Origin of the sequence: Actinoplanes aureus (assembly GCF_015704865.1) — a bacterium.
GTDB lineage: Bacteria > Actinomycetota > Actinomycetes > Mycobacteriales > Micromonosporaceae > Actinoplanes > Actinoplanes aureus.
In genome coordinates this window covers 127,028-144,854 of sequence record NZ_JADQTO010000009.1, presented here as the reverse complement: position 1 = coordinate 144,854, position 17,827 = coordinate 127,028, and the positions used below count along the sequence as shown (strand labels likewise).

Annotated in this window: 21 protein-coding genes; 7 read left to right on the top strand and 14 right to left on the bottom strand. The window is 71.7% G+C overall.

Translation table 11 applies throughout. From position 1 onward, the window contains the following. Positions 1–13: 13 nt before the first annotated feature. The gene (locus I4J89_RS20575) at positions 14–1,630 is read right to left on the bottom strand and encodes a xylulokinase (protein ID WP_196415624.1); all 1,617 of its coding nucleotides are present in this window, start codon (positions 1,628–1,630) and stop codon (positions 14–16) included. 100 nt (positions 1,631–1,730) lie between these two features. Between I4J89_RS20575 and I4J89_RS20570 the strand changes: the two genes are divergently transcribed. Next, positions 1,731–3,050 carry a GNAT family N-acetyltransferase gene (locus I4J89_RS20570; protein WP_196415623.1) on the top strand — a complete coding sequence of 440 codons (1,320 nt, stop codon included), beginning with the start codon at positions 1,731–1,733 and terminating at the stop codon, positions 3,048–3,050. Between the two features lie 15 nt (positions 3,051–3,065). Continuing rightward, complete coding sequence (locus I4J89_RS20565) at positions 3,066–3,911, top strand: sulfite exporter TauE/SafE family protein (RefSeq protein ID WP_196415622.1); 846 nt, start codon at positions 3,066–3,068, stop codon at positions 3,909–3,911. 104 nt (positions 3,912–4,015) lie between these two features. Here the strand turns inward: I4J89_RS20565 and I4J89_RS20560 are convergent, their stop codons facing one another. The 6 genes from I4J89_RS20560 to I4J89_RS20535 form a co-directional block, all read right to left on the bottom strand. Then, positions 4,016–4,573 carry an AAA family ATPase gene (locus tag I4J89_RS20560; protein WP_196415621.1) on the bottom strand — a complete coding sequence of 186 codons (558 nt, stop codon included), beginning with the start codon at positions 4,571–4,573 and terminating at the stop codon, positions 4,016–4,018. Then, a complete protein-coding gene (locus tag I4J89_RS20555; RefSeq protein ID WP_309238390.1) occupies positions 4,570–5,553 on the bottom strand; it encodes an asparaginase in 984 nt (327 codons plus the stop codon). Before I4J89_RS20555 ends, I4J89_RS20560 begins: the two co-directional genes overlap by 4 nt. A gap of 111 nt (positions 5,554–5,664) precedes the next feature. Continuing rightward, positions 5,665–6,108 (bottom strand): SRPBCC family protein, encoded by a 444-nt coding sequence (locus I4J89_RS20550; RefSeq protein ID WP_196415620.1) that lies wholly within the window; start codon positions 6,106–6,108, stop codon positions 5,665–5,667. Between the two features lie 21 nt (positions 6,109–6,129). Further along, entirely contained in the window at positions 6,130–6,480 is a 351-nt protein-coding gene (locus tag I4J89_RS20545) for an ArsR/SmtB family transcription factor (RefSeq protein WP_196415619.1), read from the bottom strand. Then, positions 6,477–6,938 carry an SRPBCC family protein gene (locus I4J89_RS20540; RefSeq protein WP_196415618.1) on the bottom strand — a complete coding sequence of 154 codons (462 nt, stop codon included), beginning with the start codon at positions 6,936–6,938 and terminating at the stop codon, positions 6,477–6,479. Before I4J89_RS20540 ends, I4J89_RS20545 begins: the two co-directional genes overlap by 4 nt. A gap of 76 nt (positions 6,939–7,014) precedes the next feature. Then, positions 7,015–7,611, bottom strand: coding sequence for a TetR/AcrR family transcriptional regulator (locus tag I4J89_RS20535; protein ID WP_196415617.1), 597 nt, complete (start codon positions 7,609–7,611; stop codon positions 7,015–7,017). A gap of 90 nt (positions 7,612–7,701) precedes the next feature. Here I4J89_RS20535 and I4J89_RS20530 point away from each other — a divergent pair, with 90 nt between their 5' ends. Next, positions 7,702–8,736 (top strand): aldo/keto reductase, encoded by a 1,035-nt coding sequence (locus tag I4J89_RS20530; RefSeq protein WP_196415616.1) that lies wholly within the window; start codon positions 7,702–7,704, stop codon positions 8,734–8,736. A 4-nt stretch (positions 8,737–8,740) separates the two neighbouring features. On the opposite strand, the gene I4J89_RS20525 is transcribed toward I4J89_RS20530, so the two are convergent. Both I4J89_RS20525 and I4J89_RS20520 read right to left on the bottom strand, forming a co-directional pair. Next, positions 8,741–9,508 carry an enoyl-CoA hydratase/isomerase family protein gene (locus I4J89_RS20525; RefSeq protein WP_196415615.1) on the bottom strand — a complete coding sequence of 256 codons (768 nt, stop codon included), beginning with the start codon at positions 9,506–9,508 and terminating at the stop codon, positions 8,741–8,743. Further along, positions 9,508–11,043 (bottom strand): MFS transporter, encoded by a 1,536-nt coding sequence (locus I4J89_RS20520; RefSeq protein WP_230859300.1) that lies wholly within the window; start codon positions 11,041–11,043, stop codon positions 9,508–9,510. The genes I4J89_RS20525 and I4J89_RS20520 overlap by 1 nt, the downstream gene beginning before the upstream one ends. A gap of 82 nt (positions 11,044–11,125) precedes the next feature. On the opposite strand from I4J89_RS20520, the gene I4J89_RS49595 reads away from it, so the two are divergent. Then, entirely contained in the window at positions 11,126–11,608 is a 483-nt protein-coding gene (locus I4J89_RS49595) for a CGNR zinc finger domain-containing protein (protein ID WP_230859299.1), read from the top strand. A 3-nt stretch (positions 11,609–11,611) separates the two neighbouring features. On the opposite strand, the gene I4J89_RS20510 is transcribed toward I4J89_RS49595, so the two are convergent. Beyond that, complete coding sequence (locus tag I4J89_RS20510; RefSeq protein WP_196415614.1) at positions 11,612–13,195, bottom strand: GGDEF domain-containing protein; 1,584 nt, start codon at positions 13,193–13,195, stop codon at positions 11,612–11,614. Between the two features lie 56 nt (positions 13,196–13,251). After that, positions 13,252–13,746: a nuclear transport factor 2 family protein gene (locus I4J89_RS20505; protein ID WP_196415613.1), complete on the bottom strand. Its 495-nt coding sequence runs from the start codon at positions 13,744–13,746 to the stop codon at positions 13,252–13,254. A 52-nt stretch (positions 13,747–13,798) separates the two neighbouring features. Here I4J89_RS20505 and I4J89_RS20500 point away from each other — a divergent pair, with 52 nt between their 5' ends. Then, a complete protein-coding gene (locus I4J89_RS20500) occupies positions 13,799–14,323 on the top strand; it encodes a winged helix-turn-helix transcriptional regulator (RefSeq protein ID WP_196415612.1) in 525 nt (174 codons plus the stop codon). Here I4J89_RS20500 and I4J89_RS20495 read toward each other — a convergent pair. From I4J89_RS20495 to I4J89_RS20485, 3 genes are all read right to left on the bottom strand, one after another. Beyond that, positions 14,283–14,639, bottom strand: coding sequence for a PRC-barrel domain-containing protein (locus tag I4J89_RS20495; protein ID WP_196415611.1), 357 nt, complete (start codon positions 14,637–14,639; stop codon positions 14,283–14,285). The genes I4J89_RS20500 and I4J89_RS20495 overlap by 41 nt on opposite strands. A gap of 45 nt (positions 14,640–14,684) precedes the next feature. Next, a complete protein-coding gene (locus I4J89_RS20490; RefSeq protein WP_196415610.1) occupies positions 14,685–15,095 on the bottom strand; it encodes a hypothetical protein in 411 nt (136 codons plus the stop codon). A 78-nt stretch (positions 15,096–15,173) separates the two neighbouring features. After that, complete coding sequence (locus tag I4J89_RS20485) at positions 15,174–15,560, bottom strand: nuclear transport factor 2 family protein (RefSeq protein ID WP_196415609.1); 387 nt, start codon at positions 15,558–15,560, stop codon at positions 15,174–15,176. Between the two features lie 81 nt (positions 15,561–15,641). On the opposite strand from I4J89_RS20485, the gene I4J89_RS20480 reads away from it, so the two are divergent. Together I4J89_RS20480 and I4J89_RS20475 are read left to right on the top strand one after the other, a co-directional pair. Next, positions 15,642–16,427 (top strand): helix-turn-helix domain-containing protein, encoded by a 786-nt coding sequence (locus I4J89_RS20480; protein ID WP_309238389.1) that lies wholly within the window; start codon positions 15,642–15,644, stop codon positions 16,425–16,427. A 35-nt stretch (positions 16,428–16,462) separates the two neighbouring features. Then, positions 16,463–17,824 carry a serine hydrolase domain-containing protein gene (locus I4J89_RS20475; protein ID WP_196415608.1) on the top strand — a complete coding sequence of 454 codons (1,362 nt, stop codon included), beginning with the start codon at positions 16,463–16,465 and terminating at the stop codon, positions 17,822–17,824. Positions 17,825–17,827 lie beyond the last annotated feature (3 nt).

Below are 17,827 nucleotides of genomic sequence, written 5' to 3'. Positions count from 1 at the left end.
CCCGGCGTCGTGGTCAGCTGTGCTCCACGGCCGCCTGCTGAACCGGCAGCGCGGCGACGTAACGCTGCATGAAGGCGTCGAAGCCGGCCACATCCGCCGGGTCGGGCTCGGCGGTGTCCAGCTGGGCGCCGGCGAACACCGAGGTGGTCAGGTAGTCGTCCAGGCTCTGCCCGGGCGTGCGGCCGACCAGGAACGCGGCCAGGACCGCGATGCCCCAGGCGCCGCCCTCGGAGGCCAGGTTGCCGACCGAGACCGGCGTGTTGATGGCCGCGGCGAGCAACTTCTGCGCCACACCCTCGGTCTTGAACAGGCCGCCGTGGGCGAACATCCGGTCCAGTCGGACCGACTCGGCCTTCTGCAGCACGTCCATGCCGATGCGCAGCGTGGCCAGCGCGGCGTACAGCTGCGTACGCATGAAGGTGGCCAGGGTGAGGTCACTGCCGGGCGTACGCAGGAACAACGGCCGGCCCTCGTGCAGCTTGGTGATCGGCTCGCCGGACAGGTTGTTGAACGCCATCAGCCCGCCACCGTCCGGCGCCCCGCCCAGCGCGGAACGGAACAGCGTCTCGAAGATCGTCGAGCTGTCCCGCTCCACTCCCAGCGCCGCGGCGAACTCGGCGAACAGGCCGGCCCAGGAGTTCAGCTCGCTGGCGCCGTTGTTGCAGTGCACCATCGCGACCAGGTCGCCGGCCGGCGTGGTGACCAGGTCGATCTCGGGATGCATCCGGCTCAGCTGGCCGTCCAGCACGATCATCGCGAAGATGCTGGTGCCGGCGCTGACGTTGCCGGTGCGCCGGGCGACCGAGTTGGTGGCCACCATGCCGGTGCCGGCGTCGCCCTCCGGCGGGCACATCGCGATGCCCGGCTGGAGGGTGCCGCTGGGGTCGAGCAGCCGCGCACCGGCCTCGGTGAGTTCGCCGGCCGGCTCACCGGCGGGCAGCACGGCGGGCAGCAGCTCGGCCAGCTTCAGCGGCAGGCCGCGCCCGGCGACCAGGTCGTCGAACTGGTTCAGCATCCGGGCGTCGTAGCCGCCGGTCGCGATGTCGATGGGGAACATGCCGCTGGCGTCGCCGGTGCCGAGCACCTGCCGGCCGGTGAGCTGCCAGTGCACGTACCCGGCGAGCGTGGTCAGGTGCGCCAGGCGGCCGATGTGGTCCTCGCCGTTGAGAACTGCCTGGTGCAGGTGGGCGATGCTCCAGCGGTGCGGGATGTTGTAGCCGAACAGCTCGCTCAGCTGCTCGGCGGCCTCGCCGGTGTTGGTGTTGCGCCACGTGCGGAACGGGGTGAGCAACTCGCCCTCGGCGTCGAAGGCGAGGTAGCCGTGCATCATCGCGGAGACGCCGAGCGCCCCGGTGGTGCGCAGCTCGACCCCGTAGCGCCGGCGTACGTCCTCGGCCAGCGCGGCGTAGCAGCCTTGCAGGCCGGCCCAGACCGCCTCCAGCGAGTACGTCCAGACCCGGTCGACGAACTGGTTCTCCCAGTCGTGACTGCCGACCGCGATCGCCTCGTGGCCCGGGCCGGTCAGCACGGCCTTGATCCGGGTCGACCCCAGCTCGATACCGAGCGTGGTGCGGCCCTGTTCGATCGCCTCGCGCAGGCCGGCCGGAGGCCGTGCATCTGTTTCAGTCATGGTGATGTTGTATCAGTCGTCCGGCGGCCCGGTCGGTCGGCTGCTCATCGAGGCCGACACGTGGACGGCCCGCTTGCCGGGAACTGATAGAACGTAAGGCATGACTGGGGACACCGCTCGTTACATCATCCGGCCCGGCCGGACCTCCGACGCCGCCGCGCTGGCCGAGCTGCAAGCAGCGGTCCAGCTCCAGGCGGTGACCGGCGGGAAACCGCATCCCGGCATCGCCGCCTGGGTCGAGGACCTGCTGGACGGTCACCCCTCGGTCACCCCCGACGACTTCCTGGTCGCCGAGGACCAGGTCACCGGCCGCCCGGTGGCCAGCCTCGTCGGCCTGCGGCAGGACTGGAACCTGGCGGGAGTACGGCTGCCCGTCGCCCAGATCGAACTGGTCGGCACCGCACCGGAGCACCGCGGGAACCGGCTCACCGAACGGCTGTTCGCCGCGCTGCACGAGCGGTACGCGACCGCCGGCGTCCCGGTCCAGATGATCGAGGGAATCCCGTACTTCTACCGGCGGCTCGGCTACGACTACGCCCTGGCCAACGATGGTGCCGCGACCGTGCCCGCCGCCGAGCTGCCGGCCACCACGAGCCGGCCCGGCGGCCTCGCGATCCGCCCCGCGACGGCCGTCGACGCGGACGCCCTCGCCGGCATCGACTCGCGGCTCGCCGGCGGGGACGTCCTGATCTGCCCGAGGGACGCGGCGGTCTGGCGGTACGAGATCGCCGGGCGCCGCACGGCCGACCTCGCGCGGCGCTCGGTCGCGGTACTGACGGACGGCTCCGGGGCACTGGGTTATCTGGTGCACGGCGCCCGTTTGTCCGCGGCCGGCGAGCTCGCGGTGTTCGCGGCGGCCTGCGAGCAACCGGCCCGCTGGCCGGCGGCCGTCGAAGTCATGCGGGCATATCTGGGCCACATCGGCCGGGAGTACGCGGCGGCGGAGGACCGTCCGTTCACCGCGGTCCGCCCGATCCTCGATCCGGCCCACCCGCTGGCCCGGCTCGGCCTGCCCGGCGTACCGAAGCGCCCCCGAGGCTGGTACGTGCGCACCGGCGACCCGGCCGACCTGCTCGCCCGGCTCCAACCGCTGCTGCGGGCCCGCTGGCAGACGGCCGGCCTGCGCTGGCACGAGCCGGCGCTGACCATCGACATGTACGGCCGCGCCGCCCGCCTGGAGTTCACCGGCGGCGAACTGGCGACCGTGACGGCCATCCGGGGTGCCGACAGCCCGTCCACCGACCCCGGGACCCACGCCGCCGTCCCGCCGGCCGCCCTTCTCCAGCTGGCCCTCGGCCACCGCACCCTGCCCGAAGTGCTGGACAACTGGCCGGACTGCCTGCTCCGCGACCACCTCACCGAACGGTTCCTGACGGCGGCGTTCCCCCGGGTGCCGGTCCAGGTGTGGCCCCGAAACTGACGTAAAGTTCCGATCATGAGCAGCTGGCAGGACGGGCTCCTCGGATTCGCCGCCGGACTGCTCATCTCGATCGTCACCTCGCCGGTCGGCGTGTCCGGCGCGGTGTTCCTGCTGCCGGTCCAGCTCAGCGTGCTGCACGTGCCCAGCCCCGCGGTCACACCCACGAACCTGCTGTTCAACGTCGTCTCCGGCCCCGGCGCGCTGGCCCGCTACCGGCGCAACGGCCAGCTCACCGGCCCGCTCGCGCGACTACTGATCGCCGGCACGGTTCCCGGCGTCATCCTCGGAGCCGTCATCCGGGTCTTCGCCATCCCCGGACCGCAGGTCTTCCGCCTGGTGGCTGCCGCGGTCCTGCTCCCGCTCGGACTCTGGCTCTGCGCGCGAGCCCTGCGCCCCGGCACAGCCGACCGCCCACCGCTGCCACGGCAAACCATCCTCGGCCTCAGCACCGTCACCGGCGTCATCGGCGGCATCTACGGCATCGGCGGCGGCTCGCTGCTCGGTCCGATGCTCGCCGGCCGGGGCACCCCGATGTCCCAGATCGCGCCGGCAGCCCTGGCCTCCACGTTCGTCACCTCCATCGTCGGCGCCGGCACCTACGGCATCCTGGCCCTGACCACCAGCGGCGACATCGCCCCGCACTGGTTCCTCGGCCTGCTCTGCGGAGCCGGCGGACTCCTCGGCGGCTACCTCGGCGCCCGGCTCCAGCCCCGCCTGCCGGAGAGGACGCTCCGACTGCTCCTCGGCGTACTCGCCACCGCCCTGGCCGTGTTCTACCTCATCCAGGGCCTGCAGCCCGCCCGGACCGGAGCCGGGGTCGAGGTGAGCTCGCCGGTCACGCTCCTTTCTCAGTACGCGTGACCGGCCGTCCCCGCTCTCCCGGCGCGAGCCAGCCGCCACGTCCCGGCCCCACCGCGACCGCCGGGAAACACCAATCCGTCCGGCCCGCTGATGGACAGCGATGTTCAGCGGGCTTTCTCCGCGCACCTCGGGCACGTCGCGGGGCACGGCGTCATGGCTGCTGCCCGGCCCAGACCGCTGCTGTGCAGGATCGTGGTCACCACCTCGTCGAACGCCGCGGTCTCCGGAAACACCTGTTCGCCGGGCACGCCGAGCAGGTCGCGCTCGGCGTACCAGCCGCGCATCGTCTCGGCGGTGACCGGAATCGGCTCGGCGCGTGCCAGATGCCGGCGCAGCGTCTCGTCGAACGAGACGTCCAAGTAGAAGCAGGCGGTGGGCCCGGGATGGTCGGCGATCAGCCGGCGCAGCGGATCGCCGTACTGGGCGGTGTGCAGGATGCCTTCCAGGACCACGTGATAGCCGGCATCGAGGGCGGCGCGGGCCATCGTCATGATGAACGACGGCGCTACCCCGTTGCCGCCGTGCTCGCGGAGCACGACCCGGCGCACGTGGTCCTGTTCGATCAGCGCGCAACCCCGGCCGTAACGGCGGCGGACCTCGCGTGCGGTCGTCGTCTTGCCGCTGGCGGAGTTGCCGCGCACGACGACGAGGATCGGCGTCACGGCGTGGTGGCTTCGGCGAAGGCGGCTACCAGGGCGCCGCGGTCCGTGGTGGTGGTCAGCAGGAACTGGAGCAGCAGGCGGGCCTTGTAGGCGTCGAGCATGCCGGCCGGGATCAGGCCGCGCTGGAGCAGGTCGCGTTCGGAGCCGGGGAAACCGTAGATGCCGGTGGCGATGGACCCGGCGCCGGTGCGGGAGGCGAGGACGACCGGGATCCGGGCCGCGGCGTGTTGCAGGTGCGTCACCCACGTCTCGGGTACGTGGCCGACCCCGAAGCCGGCGATGACCAGGCCGGCGAGCCGGTCCGCGAGCACCGGCAGGAGGCTGCCGTCGTCACCGAGCGTCGCGGTATAGAGGCCGACCGGCGGCAGCGGGCGGTCGCTGCGGGGTACCGGCAGCGCGTAGCGATGCGATGGCCGGTTGACGATGCGTACCTGTCCCTCGGCCAGGTAGCCGAGCGGCCCGCCGTCCGGTGAGACGAAGGCCGCCGGGCTTGTCGTGTGCCGCTTGCGGACGCGGGCGGCGGCGTGGATCTCGTCGGCGATGACGACCAGGCAGCCGATGCCCCGGGCGTACCGGCTCGCGGCGACGGTGACGGAGGCGAGGAGGTTGGCCGGGCCGTCGGCGCCGGCCAGGGTGGGGTTGCGCATCGCGCCGGTGACCACGATCGGCTGGTCGGCGCGGTGCAGCAGGTCGAGGACGTACGCGGTCTCCTCGATCGTGTCCGTGCCCTGCGTGACGACCGCGCCGTCCGCGCCGCCGGCAAATCCTTCGGTGAGAAGGCCGGCGAGTTCACGCACGTCGTCGGCCGTCAGCGAGGCGCCCGGCCGGCTGCGGAAGGTGTGCACGTCCAGGTCGGCATCGACGCCGGCGAGCCCGGGCACCGCGTCGACGAGGTCGTGTGCCGAGAGGCTGGGTGAGACGCCGGCGGTACCAGTCATCGCGATGGTTCCGCCGAGGCCGATGACCAGGATGCGTGGCACCTGCCGAGCCTAGCGTCGCTCGAGGAGGGCGTGCAGGAGTCGTGGGGGGGGGGGGGGGGGGGGCGGGGGGGGGGGGGGGGGGCCCGCCCCCCCCCCCCCCACGTCGCCCGCTCAGTGCCAGTCGCTGATCTGTACGTCCCGCGGCGACGGCTTGCCCTGACCGGTTTCCACAAGCGACTTCAGGCTCATCAGGTAGGTCGCCCACTTGGTGCTGCAGTGGTGCATGAACTCCACCGGCTCGGCCCAGCCCTGGTGCTTGAACAGCACGACGGTGTAGTCGCCGTCCTGCCGCAGGTGCCAGTCGACAGTGGTGCCGATCCACTCCTCGGGGCCGCCGACCACCTGCCACACCACCTGCTCGCCGGGCTTCAGGTCGATGACCCGCATGTCGAAGCCGCCCGGTGGGAACCGGAACTCGAGGGTGCCGCCGACCTCGCCGTTGCCTTTCGTGTCGTCGGTCCACCAGCCGGCGAGGCCGTCGACGGTGGTCAGGGCGTCGTACACCCGCTGGGGTGTCGCGTCCTTGATGCCGATCCGGTGCAGGATGTCCGCCATTTCGGTGCTCCTTTCGCTCGGTCAGTCGTTCTGTGCCTGCTGGATCGCCTCGGCGATCCGCTTGATCCGTCGCAGCCGCGCGTCCCAGGCCGAGCCGACCGAGGACAGCTGGGCCACGGCACGGGCGAACTGGGCGTCGTCGATGCGGTACCGCTTCTCCCGGCCCGCCGGGGTGGCCCGGACCAGCCCGGCGCGCTCCAGGACACCGAGGTGTTTGGCGGTGCCCTGGCGGGTGATCGCCAGCCGATGGCCCAGGGTGGTCGCGGTGCCGGCGCCGTCGATGAGCAGCGCGTCGAGCATCCGGCGCCGGGTGGGGTCGCCGATCGCCGACCAGAGGTCGTCGTCGACCGCGTCGATCGTCGCGGCGTTCATGACGGCACCCGCAGCATCGCGACGTACGGCGCGAGCCGCGGCAGGAAGTTGTTCCAGCCGATGAGGTGCTCCCGGTACTGCTCCTCGAGGAGCGCGGCCTCCCAGCCCATCTCGCGGAAGCCGGTCTCGGTCATCCGGAGCAGCGTCCCGCAGCCGGACGGGGTCAGCTCGAAGGTCACCAGCAGCGAGTTGCCGGCCGCCGCGACCTCGCCGGCGGGGTGCGTCCAGCGGAACGAGAACGTCTGCGGCGGCCGGGCGTCGACGACGGTGAACGCCACCCTCTTGCCGCCGGCGTCGCAGTCACCGAAGACGATCTCGCCGGCCGACCCGGGCACCGGCTCGTAGCGAGCGTCGTCCGGCCACCACTGTTTCAGGTGATCGGGGCTGCTCACCACGTCGAAGACGAGCTCCGGCGTCGCCTCGATGTAGATCTCACGCTCGATGGTCCCGAACTCCATGCGACCCTCCCGCAACCTTTGGTTGCGTATGACCTTAGTCGGGTCGGACCTCAATGCGCAACCATCGGTTGCGCATTTACCGGATGTAGACCCCGGCACGTGCTGCCGCGACCGCGGCTGCCGCGGCCCGCTCCGCCGTGGCCGGGTCGACGGGATCCCCGCTGATCAGCAGGCGGTAGTAGAGCGGCGCCGAGACGGCACGGATCACCTCGGCGGCGTCGGTGCCCGGCGGCACCTCCTCGCGCTGGACCGCCTGCTCCACGCACGGAGCCCACTCGGCGATCCGTACGGCGTAGAAGCGGTGCAGTGCCTCGGCGGCGCGGGAGTCGCAGGTCGCGGCGACGATGACGGCCCGGAACAGCGCGCCCTGGCGCGGGTCGGTCAGCGTGCGCTGCACGAGCTCGGCGTTGGCGCGCAGGTCCTCGGCCAGCGAGCCGGTGTCGGTCCGCGGTGACGACTGTTCGGCCATGTCCTCGAGCAGGTCGGCGACGAGGCCGGCGGCTGTTCCCCAGCGGCGGTAGACGGTGGTCTTGCCGACCTCGGCGCGCCGCGCCACGTCGGCGAGGTCGAGGCGGTCGAAGCCGTGCTCGACGAGCGCGTCGGCGGCGGCTCGCAGAACGGCGGCGCGGATCCGGGCGGTCCGCCCTCCCGGCCGGATGGTGCCGACGGTCATAACGGAACTCCAGTTTCATTAAGGCGGAACGAGTGCTAGCGTGACTCTCACCTTAACGGAACTGCGGTTCCCTTAATAGCGGAGGCTGACATGGAGTATCGACGACTTGGCGCATCCGGGCTCACCGTGCCCGCCCTGAGCTTCGGCGCCGGCACCTTCGGCGGATCCGGACCGCTCTTCAGCGCCTGGGGAAGCACCGACGCCCAGGAGGCCCGGCGCCTGGTGGACATCTGCCTGGACGCCGGGATCACCATGTTCGACACCGCGGACGTCTACTCTGACGGCGCCTCCGAGGAGGTGCTGGGACAGGCGATCAAGGGCCGGCGCGACGCGGTGCTGCTGTCCACCAAGAGCGGCCTGCCGACCGGCGACGGGCCCAACGACCTGGGCAACTCGCGAGCCCGGCTGATCCGCTCGGTCGAGGCCGCCCTGCGCCGGCTCGGCACCGACTACATCGACCTGTTCCAGCTGCACGCCTTCGACGCCGGGACACCGGTCGAGGAGGTCGTGGCGGCACTTGACGACCTGGTCCGGGCCGGCAAGATCCGCTATCTCGGCGCCTCGAACTTCGCCGGCTGGCAGCTGATGAAATCCCTCGCCACCGCCGATCGCGACCACCGCAGCCGCTACGTTGCCCACCAGGTTTACTACTCGCTCGCCGGGCGCGACTACGAGTGGGAACTGCTGCCCCTCGGCCTCGATCAGGGCGTCGGGGCGATGGTGTGGAGCCCGCTCGGCTGGGGCCGTCTCACCGGCAAGATCCGCCGGGGGACACCCCTGCCGCCCGGCAGCCGGCTGCACGCCACCGCCGACTACGGCCCGCCGGTCGACGACGAGCAGCTGTTCCGCGTGGTGGACGTCCTCGACGAGCTGTCCCGGGAGACCGGCCGGGCGATACCCCAGATCGCCGTCAACTGGCTGCTGCGCCGGCCGACCGTCGCGACCGTCGTCATCGGCGCTCGCAACGAGGAACAGCTGCGCCAGAACATCGGCGCCGTCGGCTGGTCGCTCACCCCGGACCAGGTCGCTCGGCTGGACGCGGCCAGCGACCGTACCGCGCCCTACCCCTACTTCCCGTACCAGCGGCAGGAGGGATTCGCCAGGCTCAACCCGTCACCGGTGTAGCGAGTCAGGGCCAGTTCGGCGGGCGGCGCTCGACGAAGGCGCGTACCCCTTCGCGGCGGTCGTCGGAGAAGACCGTGGCGCGCCAGGCGGCGTCCTCGATGTCCAGGCCGGCCGCGAGATCGACGTCGAGACCCCGGCGGATCGCGTTGCGGGCGTTGGCCACCGCCACCGGTGAGTTGCCGGCTATCCGCGTCGCCATCTCGGTGGCCACCCGGAGGTCGTCCCCGGCCGGTACGAGACGGTCGACCAGGCCGAGCTGCACGGCTTCGGCGGCTGCCACGTGCCGGCCGGTCAGGATCAGGTCCGCCGCGACGCCGTACCCGACGCGGCGTGGCAGCAGCTGCGTCCCGCCGCCGCCGGGGACGATGCCCACCCGTACCTCGGGGAGGCCGACGACGGCCGACTCGTCGGCGACGATCAGGTCGCAGCAGAGTGCCAGTTCGTATCCGCCGCCGAGCGCGTACCCGTGCACCGCCGCGACGACCGGCACCGGCAGGTGCAGGATGCCGGTGAAGGCCCGGCGGAAGACCAGGCGCTGCCGCATGAAGTCGGCGTCGGTGAGGCGATCGCGTTCCTTCAGATCGGCCCCGACGCAGAACGCTCCGGGTGCGGCGGAGCTCAGCACGACAGCGCGGACACCGGTATCACGCACCGCGGCGGCCGCCACGGTCAGTTCCTCGGCCAGCGAGGTGGAGAGCGCGTTACGGGCCGAGGCGCGGTTCAGCCTGATCTCGGCGATGTGCCCGTGGTCGAGCAACAGCACGTCGGCCATTACCTCACCTCCTGCCCCCGCACCATCATGCCGAACCAAGTGAGTGCGGCCATCGCCGCCATGATGACGGTGGCCGTCGCGCCGATGGTCGCGAAGGCGGTCTCGAACGCGGTCCGGGCGTGCAGCAACAGTTCGACGCCCTGCGCGCCGGGTAGCGTCGCGGCGAGGGCGGTGGCGTCGCCCGCGGTACGGCTCGCCTCGGCGACCGCGTCCGGCGGCAGGCCGGCGACGTCGCTCATCACGTGCCGGTAGACCGCGACGCCGAGCGAGCCGAGCAGCGCGATGCCCAGCGCGCCGCCCAGTTCCGCGCCGGTCTCCGCGACCGCCGCGGCCGATCCCGCCTGCTGTTCGCGGCCGCTGCTGACGATCATCTCGGTGGACACCGCGTACACCGGGCCCAGCCCGATCGAGAAGAGGGATCCGCCGGCCACGATCAGCGCGAGATCGGTGGGCGATGCCGGTCCGCTGAGGGCGACCAGCGCGAACAGGCCGCAGCCGGCGGCGATCACGGACAGGCCGGCCACGATGACCGTGGCCGATGAGAACCGGCGGACGGCGAACGGGCCCAGGGCCGAGGCGGCCAGGTAGGCGAGGACGGACGGCAGTGTCCACAGCCCGGCCTGTAGCGCCGTCAGGCCGAGACTCCACTGCAGATACTGGGCGACCGCGACCTGGGTGGCGTAAAGCGTGAAGAACGTCAGCGTGTTTGCGGCGAGGGCGATGCGGACCCCGGTGGCGCGGAACGGCGCCGGGTTGATCATCGGCTGGCTGGTCCGGCGCTGCCTGCGTACGAATGCGATTGCTGTCACCGCACCCCCTAGAAACGCCGCGCCGACCTCGATCGTGCCGCCGCCTTCGGCGGCACGCTTGACCGCGTAGACCATGGCCAGCAGGGCGATCAGGCTCTGCGCGGCGCCGAGCGTGTCGAATCGCGCCGCCGGGTCGGGCCGGAACTCCGGCAGCAGCCGCGGGCCCAGCGTGAGCAGCAGGATGGTGGCGGGTACGGCGGGCAGGAAGACCGAGCCCCACCAGAAATGGGTGAGCAGCGCGCCGCCGGCCACCGGTCCGATCAGCCCGCCCAGCGAGAAGCTCGCGGTCCAGACGCCGATCGCCACGGCGCGCTGGCGGCGGTCGGCGAACATGGTGCGGATCAGGGCCAGGGTGGACGGCATCAGCGATGCCCCGGCCAGTCCCATCAGCAGACGGGCGGCGATCAGCTCGCCGGGGGACCGGGCGAAGGCGGCGGCCAGGGCGGCCGCGGAGAACACCGTCGCGCCGACGAGCAGGATGCGGCGCCGGCCGACGCGGTCACCCAGGGCGCCCATCGCCAGCAGGGCACCGGCCACCAGGAACACGTAACCGTCGACGATCCACAACAGCTGGGCGCCGCTGGGGTGCAGGTCGGCCACGATCGCCGGGGTGGCCAGGTTGAGGACGTGACTGTCCATCGAGACCAGCAGGCAGGGCAACACCAGCACGGCGAGGCCGGCCCAGTCGCGGCCGGTGGCGGTGGGGTTCTGTTCGGTCGTGCTCAAGACGGCACCTCCGTAACGTGATGTCGGCGTCTTTCACGTTACGGCAACGTGATGGACGGTTTCAATGCGTTACAGTGGTGGGATGCCGATCCCCGTGCAGCCGATGGCGATCGCCGCGCTCGTCGCCCTGGTCAATGACTGGGGGAGCCGGCCGGCCGAGGTGGGGCATCGGGAGAAGCCGGACGCCGACCAGAAGAAGAGCCACGTCGCCGACCGGATGCACGCGATCTTCGCGGACCCCGATCCGGCCGGCCGGGCGGCGGCCGTGACGGCGATCCTCGCCGAGACCGGGGTGCGGCCCGGGCTGACCGTCACCGGGGAGGCATTGGTCGCGTCCTGGTACGTGCCCCGCGAGCGAGACGCTCTGCTGGCGGCCGCGGCCCTCGCCGTGCGCGAGCACCTGGCCGCCCATCCGGACCGGCTCGGGGTCTGCCATGACCGGCACTGCGCCGACGTCTACGTGGACGCCTCACCCGCCGGACATCGCCGGTTCTGCTCGCTCACCTGTCAGAACCGCAGCCGGGTGGCGTCGTTCCGGGAACGCAAGCGCCAGGCCGGCGGATAGACGTCAGGCGGCCATGGCGGTGGTGCCCGGCTCGGACACCCGTACGCCGTCGCCGCCGGCGCGTTTGATCTCGTACATGGCCTCGTCGGCGCGGGCCACGGCGTCCGGCAGGGCGGTGGCGAGACCGTCGGCGACGCCGATGCTCAGCGTGGCGGGGCAGTCGGGGATGTCGCGTACCGCGTGCACCATCCGGACCGCGACGGCCGCCGCCTCCGCCGCGCAGGTGTCGTCGAGCAGCACCGCGAACTCGTCGCCGCCGAGCCGGGCCAGCAGGCCCCGGCCGTCGACCTGGGCGGCCAGAGCGGCGGCGATGGCGCGCAGGGCGGAGTCGCCCGCGGCGTGCCCGTACGTGTCGTTGATCTGCTTGAAGCCGTCGGTGTCGATGATCAGCACGGCGATCCGCTGCGACCCGGTGGCCGCCTCCGCGAGCGCCCGGTCGAAGGCGCGCCGGTTCGCGACGCCGGTCAGCGGGTCCAGCTCGACGGCCCGGGCCATCTGCTCGTGCTGCTGGCGCAGGGCTTCGAGGTCGTGCACGGTCCGGGCGGCGTGCAGGGTGTTCAGCCGCTGGCGCCACAGTGCCGCCGCCAGCGTGTCGCCGTACGCCAGCGTCGCCTTCGCCTCACGGGAGCCCTGGTTGGCCATCAGCACCGCCTGGGTCCGGTACGTGCTCGCGGCGATCAGCCACTCCCCGTCCGGTGGAAGGGCGGCCACCGCCGCCTCCATGACCCGCAGCGCCTCCTCGATGTGGCCGGAGCGGCTCAGCGCCACCCCCTGGAACGGCCGGGACAGGGTCAGGGCCGGCCCGGTGAAGCCACGTTTCTCCAGCCGCTCGGTGTAGTACGCGATGTCGACCGCCGCGCTGGCCGGATCGTGCCGATCGGCGCGCGAGCACGCCTCGAACAGCAGCGCGTTGTCCCGCCAGGTGTCGGCGTCGGCGCCGTCGACCTCGGCGGCGGCGCGTCGCGCGTACGCCTCGGCGCCGGCGGTGTGCGACTCGGCCTCGGCGACCTGTCCCACCTGGTACAGCTCCAGGGCCCATCGCAGGTGAATCTCGGCGAGGTTGAGCAGCCACATCGCGCGGTTGCCGTTCTGCTCCGCGTCGGTGCTGCTCATCTCGTACGCCGTACGGAACTGGGGCTCGACCAGCTCGTACAGCCGCAGTTCGTAGTAGCCGATGGCGATGGCTACACGGGCGTTTACCGCGGCGACCGGGTCCGGTTCGCCGGCCACCAGGGCCTCGGCGGTCACCAGATCGCGAAGCACCCCGTCCAGATCATGCTCGGCGGCGTCCGCCTCACCGAGCCGCAGCCGCTGCCAGGCGCGGGTGCCCAGGGCGGCGGCCTGCCAGCCACCGCTGTCCTCGCGGGCGGCCGCGTGCAGCGTCAGCTCGGCAGCGGCGATGGCCTTACGCGGGTCACCGCCGGCCAGGAACGCGACCGCGCGGACGAAGTGCATGCACGCCGGCCCGTCGGCGATGTCGCCGGTGGCTTCGCGGAGCTTGGCCTCGGCCTCGGCGAGCGCGGTGCTCGCGTCGCCGGTCTGCGCTTGCTCGAGCAGGCGCACCGCCTGTCGCGTCGTCTCCCGCATCGACCCTCCCCGCGGATCATATCGGCACGGGAGCGGCCAACCCGAGAGTAAATCCGTCAGCGAGGCGCGGCTCGCGGCATGAAATTGCGCTCGCCGCCGTCGGCCATGGCGTGCAGCATGCCGCTGGCGATCGGGATGACCCGGGCCAGCCCGGGCTGCCCGTTGCGCCGGGCCAGCTCGGGGCCGAGCCGGCTCATCAGCTTGGTCAGCGCCGGCAACGGCCGGATGTAGAGGGTGATCTCGCTGATCCGGCCGGTGGCGTCGAGGCGCAGCCGCTGTGCCTCGAAGATCCGTGTCCGGTCGACCGTGGCCTCGTAGAAGAGCGCGACGGTGTCGCCGTCGGCGACCTGATCGGTGAACTTGATCGACTCGAGGGCGTCCAGGGCCACCTCGAGCAGGTCCTGCACCTGTTTGCGGCCCTGGAACCGGAACTGTTCGGTGATCGGTGAGATCAGCCGCACGTCCTCGGCCAGGGCGGCTGCGGCCTCGGTGGCGTCGCGTGCCTCACTGGCCGCCCGCCATTGATCGATGAAGGGATATGTCGCGTCCATTTCCTCAAGCTGCCATGGTGAGTTCAATACTGCAACCCTCTAGGCTCGAGGCATGCGACAGACCAGCTTCGCCGAGATGCAGTGCTCACTGGCCCGCACGCTGGAGGTCGTCGGTGACTGGTGGTCACCGCTCGTGCTGCGCGACCTCTACCTCGGCGTGGACCGCTTCGACGACCTCGTCAGCGACCTGGGCATCTCCCGGAACCTGCTGACTAGCCGCCTGGACAAGCTCGTCACCGGCGGGGTGGTGCGGCGCGAGCGATACCAGGAGCGGCCGCCGCGAGACCGCTACCTGCTGACCGGCGCCGGGCGGGAACTGGTCCCGATCCTGCTGACCCTGATGGCCTGGGGTGATCGATGGGCGACCCCGGACGGTGGGCCGCCGCTCGGCGTACGGCACCGCACGTGCGGACACGTGTGCACACCGCGGGTCACCTGCTCGGAGTGCGGAGAGCCGCTCCGGGCCGAGGATCTGGCACCGGTGCCCGGTCCCGGCGGACGGCCCGGCCCGGGCACCATGCTGATCGCCCAGCGGCTCAGCGTCGGGCCAGGCGCCGCTCACCGGCCGCGCCGGTGACGTAGGGCAGCTGGTAGTGGGCGAAGACCCGCGGCTCGTCGGCGGCGGTGAGCTCGCCGTCGGTGTCGATCGTGGGTGCGTCGCCGACCAGCTTCTTGTCGTAACGCACACGCACGGCGCTCGGCAGCACGGTGGCGCCGGCGACCGGGACGAAGACGAGCCGGTGCCGGCCCATGAAACCGACTCGTACCGTGATGAACGACGGTTCGTCGGTGGCGGTGTCGACGTACACCGCCTCCAGGTCGCCGATCTTGTCGCCCTCGGGATCAATGACCTTCTCGCCGCGCCAGTCGCGCAGGTTCTCTGCCGGGAACATGATGCTCAGGTTCCCGGCAGGCCGCCCCCGAAACCGCGAGTCGGCTCAGTACCACGCGACCGGGCTGGTCATGGAGGTCGACACGTACACCGGCCGGACGACGGCCTGGTATCTGACGCCGCGGAGTCCCTGCCACTCCTCCGGCCCGTGATGCCCGGTCGTGCACGGCTCGGTGTCGAAGAACGAGGTGGTCGTGCTGCCGTTGATCGTGTACCGGATGCCGAACGCGATGTAGCAGTTGATCCCCTGCGACGGCATGGCGTTGACGTAGAAGTCGGGGTAGAAGTATCCGCCGTTCTCGCTGATGCAGGCGCCGATCTGCCAGCTGCCGCTCGTCCAGTTACGGCAGCCGCCGCCGTATCCGGCCTGTGCGGGTGCGGCGCCGGCGAGCGCCGTGCCGGCACCGAGCAGGACAGCGCCGATCAGCGCGCCGATACGTCGTGAAATGGTCTTCATCTGGACCCCCGTGGTCACTCGTGCATAGACGAGCATCACGGTATTCGACCCCGCGCGATGACGCAGCCCCGCTCCGGCCTATTGGTACGCCGGGTCCCACCACGTCAGATTGGCGGCCGCCTGGGCGTCCGGCTCGATGATCTCCCACGCCTCGCTGATCAACCCGGCGTCGAGCCGCCAGATGTCGACGACTGTGATCTCCGGGCCGCCGGGCAGCCGGCGCCGGGAGTGCATCACGACGTGATCGCCGTCGGCCAGCAGCCGCAGGATCTCGACCCGCATGCCGGCCAGCGGCACCAGCGCGTCGCGTACGAGTGCGAGCCACTCCTGTCTGGTCGAGGTGATGCCGCCCGGCCGGTGGTGGACGAAGTCGTCGCTGAGGAACGGGGCGAGCGCGCCGACGTCGCCGGTCTCGAGCAGTCCGGTCAGCGCCCGCTCGACGATGGCCTTGTTCTCCGTTGTCATGTGACGCAGTGTTTCGGCGTGCGCTCGCGTTGTCGATGAACTCGCATTTCATAGCGTCCGGCGCGGCGATGAGTACGCTTCGTGACCGTGTACACGGTGGGTGAGCTGTTGCGCCAGTGGCGCCACCGGCGCGGGCTGAGCCAGCTGGACCTGGCCATCGCGGCCGACGTCTCGGCCCGGCACGTCAGCCTGGTCGAGACCGGTAAGTCCCGGCCGAGCGCTGAGATGATCCTGCGTCTCGCGGATCAGCTCCATGTGCCGTTGCGTGATCGCAACCGGCTGTTGCTGGCCGCCGGCTTCGCACCCCGGTACGCGGAACGCCCGCTGGACGATCGGGCGATGTCGGCGGCCCACGACGCGGTCCGCCGGGTGCTGCACGCCCACGAGCCCTTCCCGGCGCTGGTCTTCGATCGCCGGTGGAACATCGTCATGACCAACCGGGCCGTCGACCCGTTCCTGGCCCAGGTGGATCCGGTCCTGCTGCGGCCGCCGGTCAACCTGGTACGGCTGGGACTGGACCCGCGCGGGTTCGCGCCGATGGTCGTCAACCTGGGTGACGTGCGGGCGGTGTTCCGTACCCGGATCGGGCGCCAGCTGGCCACCGCGCCCGACCCCGAACTCACCGCACTCTACGAGGAACTGCTGGCGCCGGGATCCGGGGCCACGGCGGGTGAGCGCGTCGAAGCCGACGTGGTGATCCCGATGATCCTGCGCGTCGGCGGACGGGAGCTGCGGCTCTTCTCGACCATCACCACCTTCGGCACGCCGATGGACATCACCCTGGACGAGGTCGCGATCGAGTCGTACTACCCGGCGGACGCGGAGAGCGCCGCCTACTTCACCGGGCCGGCCGAACAGCGGGCTTGACCTTGCCCCTGGGGCAAGGTTCGACGATCTACGGCATGAACGAGATCGCACACATCAGCGACCGGGCCGCCGCCTTCTGCGAGGCCACCCAGGTTCCCGGTTTCCTCGCCGGCGTCTACCGCAACGGCGAGCAGGCCGTGATCGCACACGGCGTCGCGAACGCCGCCACCGGGGCGCCGATGCGTCAGGACACCGGTTTCCTGTTCGGTTCCATCACGAAGATCATGACCACGACGCTGGTTCTCCAGCAGGTCGAGCGCGGTGTCCTCGCCCTCGACGCGCCCGTCGTCGGCTACCTGCCGGAGTTCCGGCTCGCGACGCCCGGCGCCGCCGAGAAGATCCTCGTCCGGCACCTGCTGTCGCACAGCAGCGGGATCGACGCCGACCTGTTCTTCCCGGGCGACGCCGGCCGGGACGCCCTCAAGATCTATGTGGAGCGGCTCGGCCGTGAGTGCGGCGTCCTCTTCGAGCCGGGCGAGCGGATCAGCTACTCCAACGGCGGCATGATCGTCGCCGGCCGGCTGCTGGAGGTGGTGACCGGGCTGAGCTACCACGAGCTGCTCGAACGCGACGTCTTCGCGGCCGCCGGCATGGCCGATGCGTGCACCTCCGCCGAGCAGGCCATCCTGCGCTCCACCGCGATCGGGCACTTTCCCGATCCGGCCGGCGGTGCCGCCCGGCCGACCGGGATGTTCATGCTGCCGCAGACGTGGGCGCCCGCCGGCGGCACAGCGATCGGCAGCATCGAGGATCTGCTCGCCTTCGGCCGGGCCCATCTCGGTGCCGGCCTCTTGTCGGCGGAGTCGGTCGAGCTCATGCGGACCGTCACCCACGACATGGGTACGCCCGGCACGTCCCCGGTCGGTCTCGGCTGGCTGATCGAGACCCTCGGCGGCACCACCGTGCTGACCATGTCCGGCGCCTCGCCCGGCGGTGTCGCGGTGCTGGCCGTCATGCCCGAGCACGATCTGGTCTTCGCCGCGTACGGCAACGATCCGCAGGCTCTGACCCTGCACGACGAGCTGCTGCACTGGCTCGCCGGACAGTTCGGCGCGGTGGAGACGCCGGCCTACACGCCGCAGACCGTCGATCTCCAGCCGTACGCCGGGACGTACCGCTCGAACCAGCTGCGCGTCGACGTGCGCGTCGTGGACGGCGAGTTGGAGGAGCTGGTGACCTACGAGCCGGCCGACGAGGCTCAGGAGCGCGTCTTCACCGGCTTCGTGGGTGGTGCGTTCACCGTGCCGCCGATGCGTTACGTGCCGGTCGGCAAGGATCTGTTCGCTCCGGCCGGGATCCCGCTGGACGGGTTGTCGCCGCACTATCTGGTGTCGTATCACGGCGGGGCGGCGTACCGATGCTCCGGCGGCCGGATGACCCGGCGTACGCCGGTCTGACAC

What these genes read in the sequence shown, in the direction of transcription:
- I4J89_RS20575 (WP_196415624.1), bottom strand. Translation starts at nt 1,630, where the DNA reads ATGACTGAAACAGATGCACGGCCTCCGGCCGGCCTGCGCGAGGCGATC.
- I4J89_RS20570 (WP_196415623.1), top strand. Translation starts at nt 1,731, where the DNA reads ATGACTGGGGACACCGCTCGTTACATCATCCGGCCCGGCCGGACCTCC.
- I4J89_RS20565 (WP_196415622.1), top strand. Translation starts at nt 3,066, where the DNA reads ATGAGCAGCTGGCAGGACGGGCTCCTCGGATTCGCCGCCGGACTGCTC.
- I4J89_RS20550 (WP_196415620.1), bottom strand. Translation starts at nt 6,108, where the DNA reads ATGGCGGACATCCTGCACCGGATCGGCATCAAGGACGCGACACCCCAG.
- I4J89_RS20545 (WP_196415619.1), bottom strand. Translation starts at nt 6,480, where the DNA reads ATGAACGCCGCGACGATCGACGCGGTCGACGACGACCTCTGGTCGGCG.
- I4J89_RS20540 (WP_196415618.1), bottom strand. Translation starts at nt 6,938, where the DNA reads ATGGAGTTCGGGACCATCGAGCGTGAGATCTACATCGAGGCGACGCCG.
- I4J89_RS20535 (WP_196415617.1), bottom strand. Translation starts at nt 7,611, where the DNA reads ATGACCGTCGGCACCATCCGGCCGGGAGGGCGGACCGCCCGGATCCGC.
- I4J89_RS20530 (WP_196415616.1), top strand. Translation starts at nt 7,702, where the DNA reads ATGGAGTATCGACGACTTGGCGCATCCGGGCTCACCGTGCCCGCCCTG.
- I4J89_RS20525 (WP_196415615.1), bottom strand. Translation starts at nt 9,508, where the DNA reads ATGGCCGACGTGCTGTTGCTCGACCACGGGCACATCGCCGAGATCAGG.
- I4J89_RS49595 (WP_230859299.1), top strand. Translation starts at nt 11,126, where the DNA reads ATGCCGATCCCCGTGCAGCCGATGGCGATCGCCGCGCTCGTCGCCCTG.
- I4J89_RS20510 (WP_196415614.1), bottom strand. Translation starts at nt 13,195, where the DNA reads ATGCGGGAGACGACGCGACAGGCGGTGCGCCTGCTCGAGCAAGCGCAG.
- I4J89_RS20505 (WP_196415613.1), bottom strand. Translation starts at nt 13,746, where the DNA reads ATGGACGCGACATATCCCTTCATCGATCAATGGCGGGCGGCCAGTGAG.
- I4J89_RS20500 (WP_196415612.1), top strand. Translation starts at nt 13,799, where the DNA reads ATGCGACAGACCAGCTTCGCCGAGATGCAGTGCTCACTGGCCCGCACG.
- I4J89_RS20495 (WP_196415611.1), bottom strand. Translation starts at nt 14,639, where the DNA reads ATGTTCCCGGCAGAGAACCTGCGCGACTGGCGCGGCGAGAAGGTCATT.
- I4J89_RS20490 (WP_196415610.1), bottom strand. Translation starts at nt 15,095, where the DNA reads ATGAAGACCATTTCACGACGTATCGGCGCGCTGATCGGCGCTGTCCTG.
- I4J89_RS20485 (WP_196415609.1), bottom strand. Translation starts at nt 15,560, where the DNA reads ATGACAACGGAGAACAAGGCCATCGTCGAGCGGGCGCTGACCGGACTG.
- I4J89_RS20475 (WP_196415608.1), top strand. Translation starts at nt 16,463, where the DNA reads ATGAACGAGATCGCACACATCAGCGACCGGGCCGCCGCCTTCTGCGAG.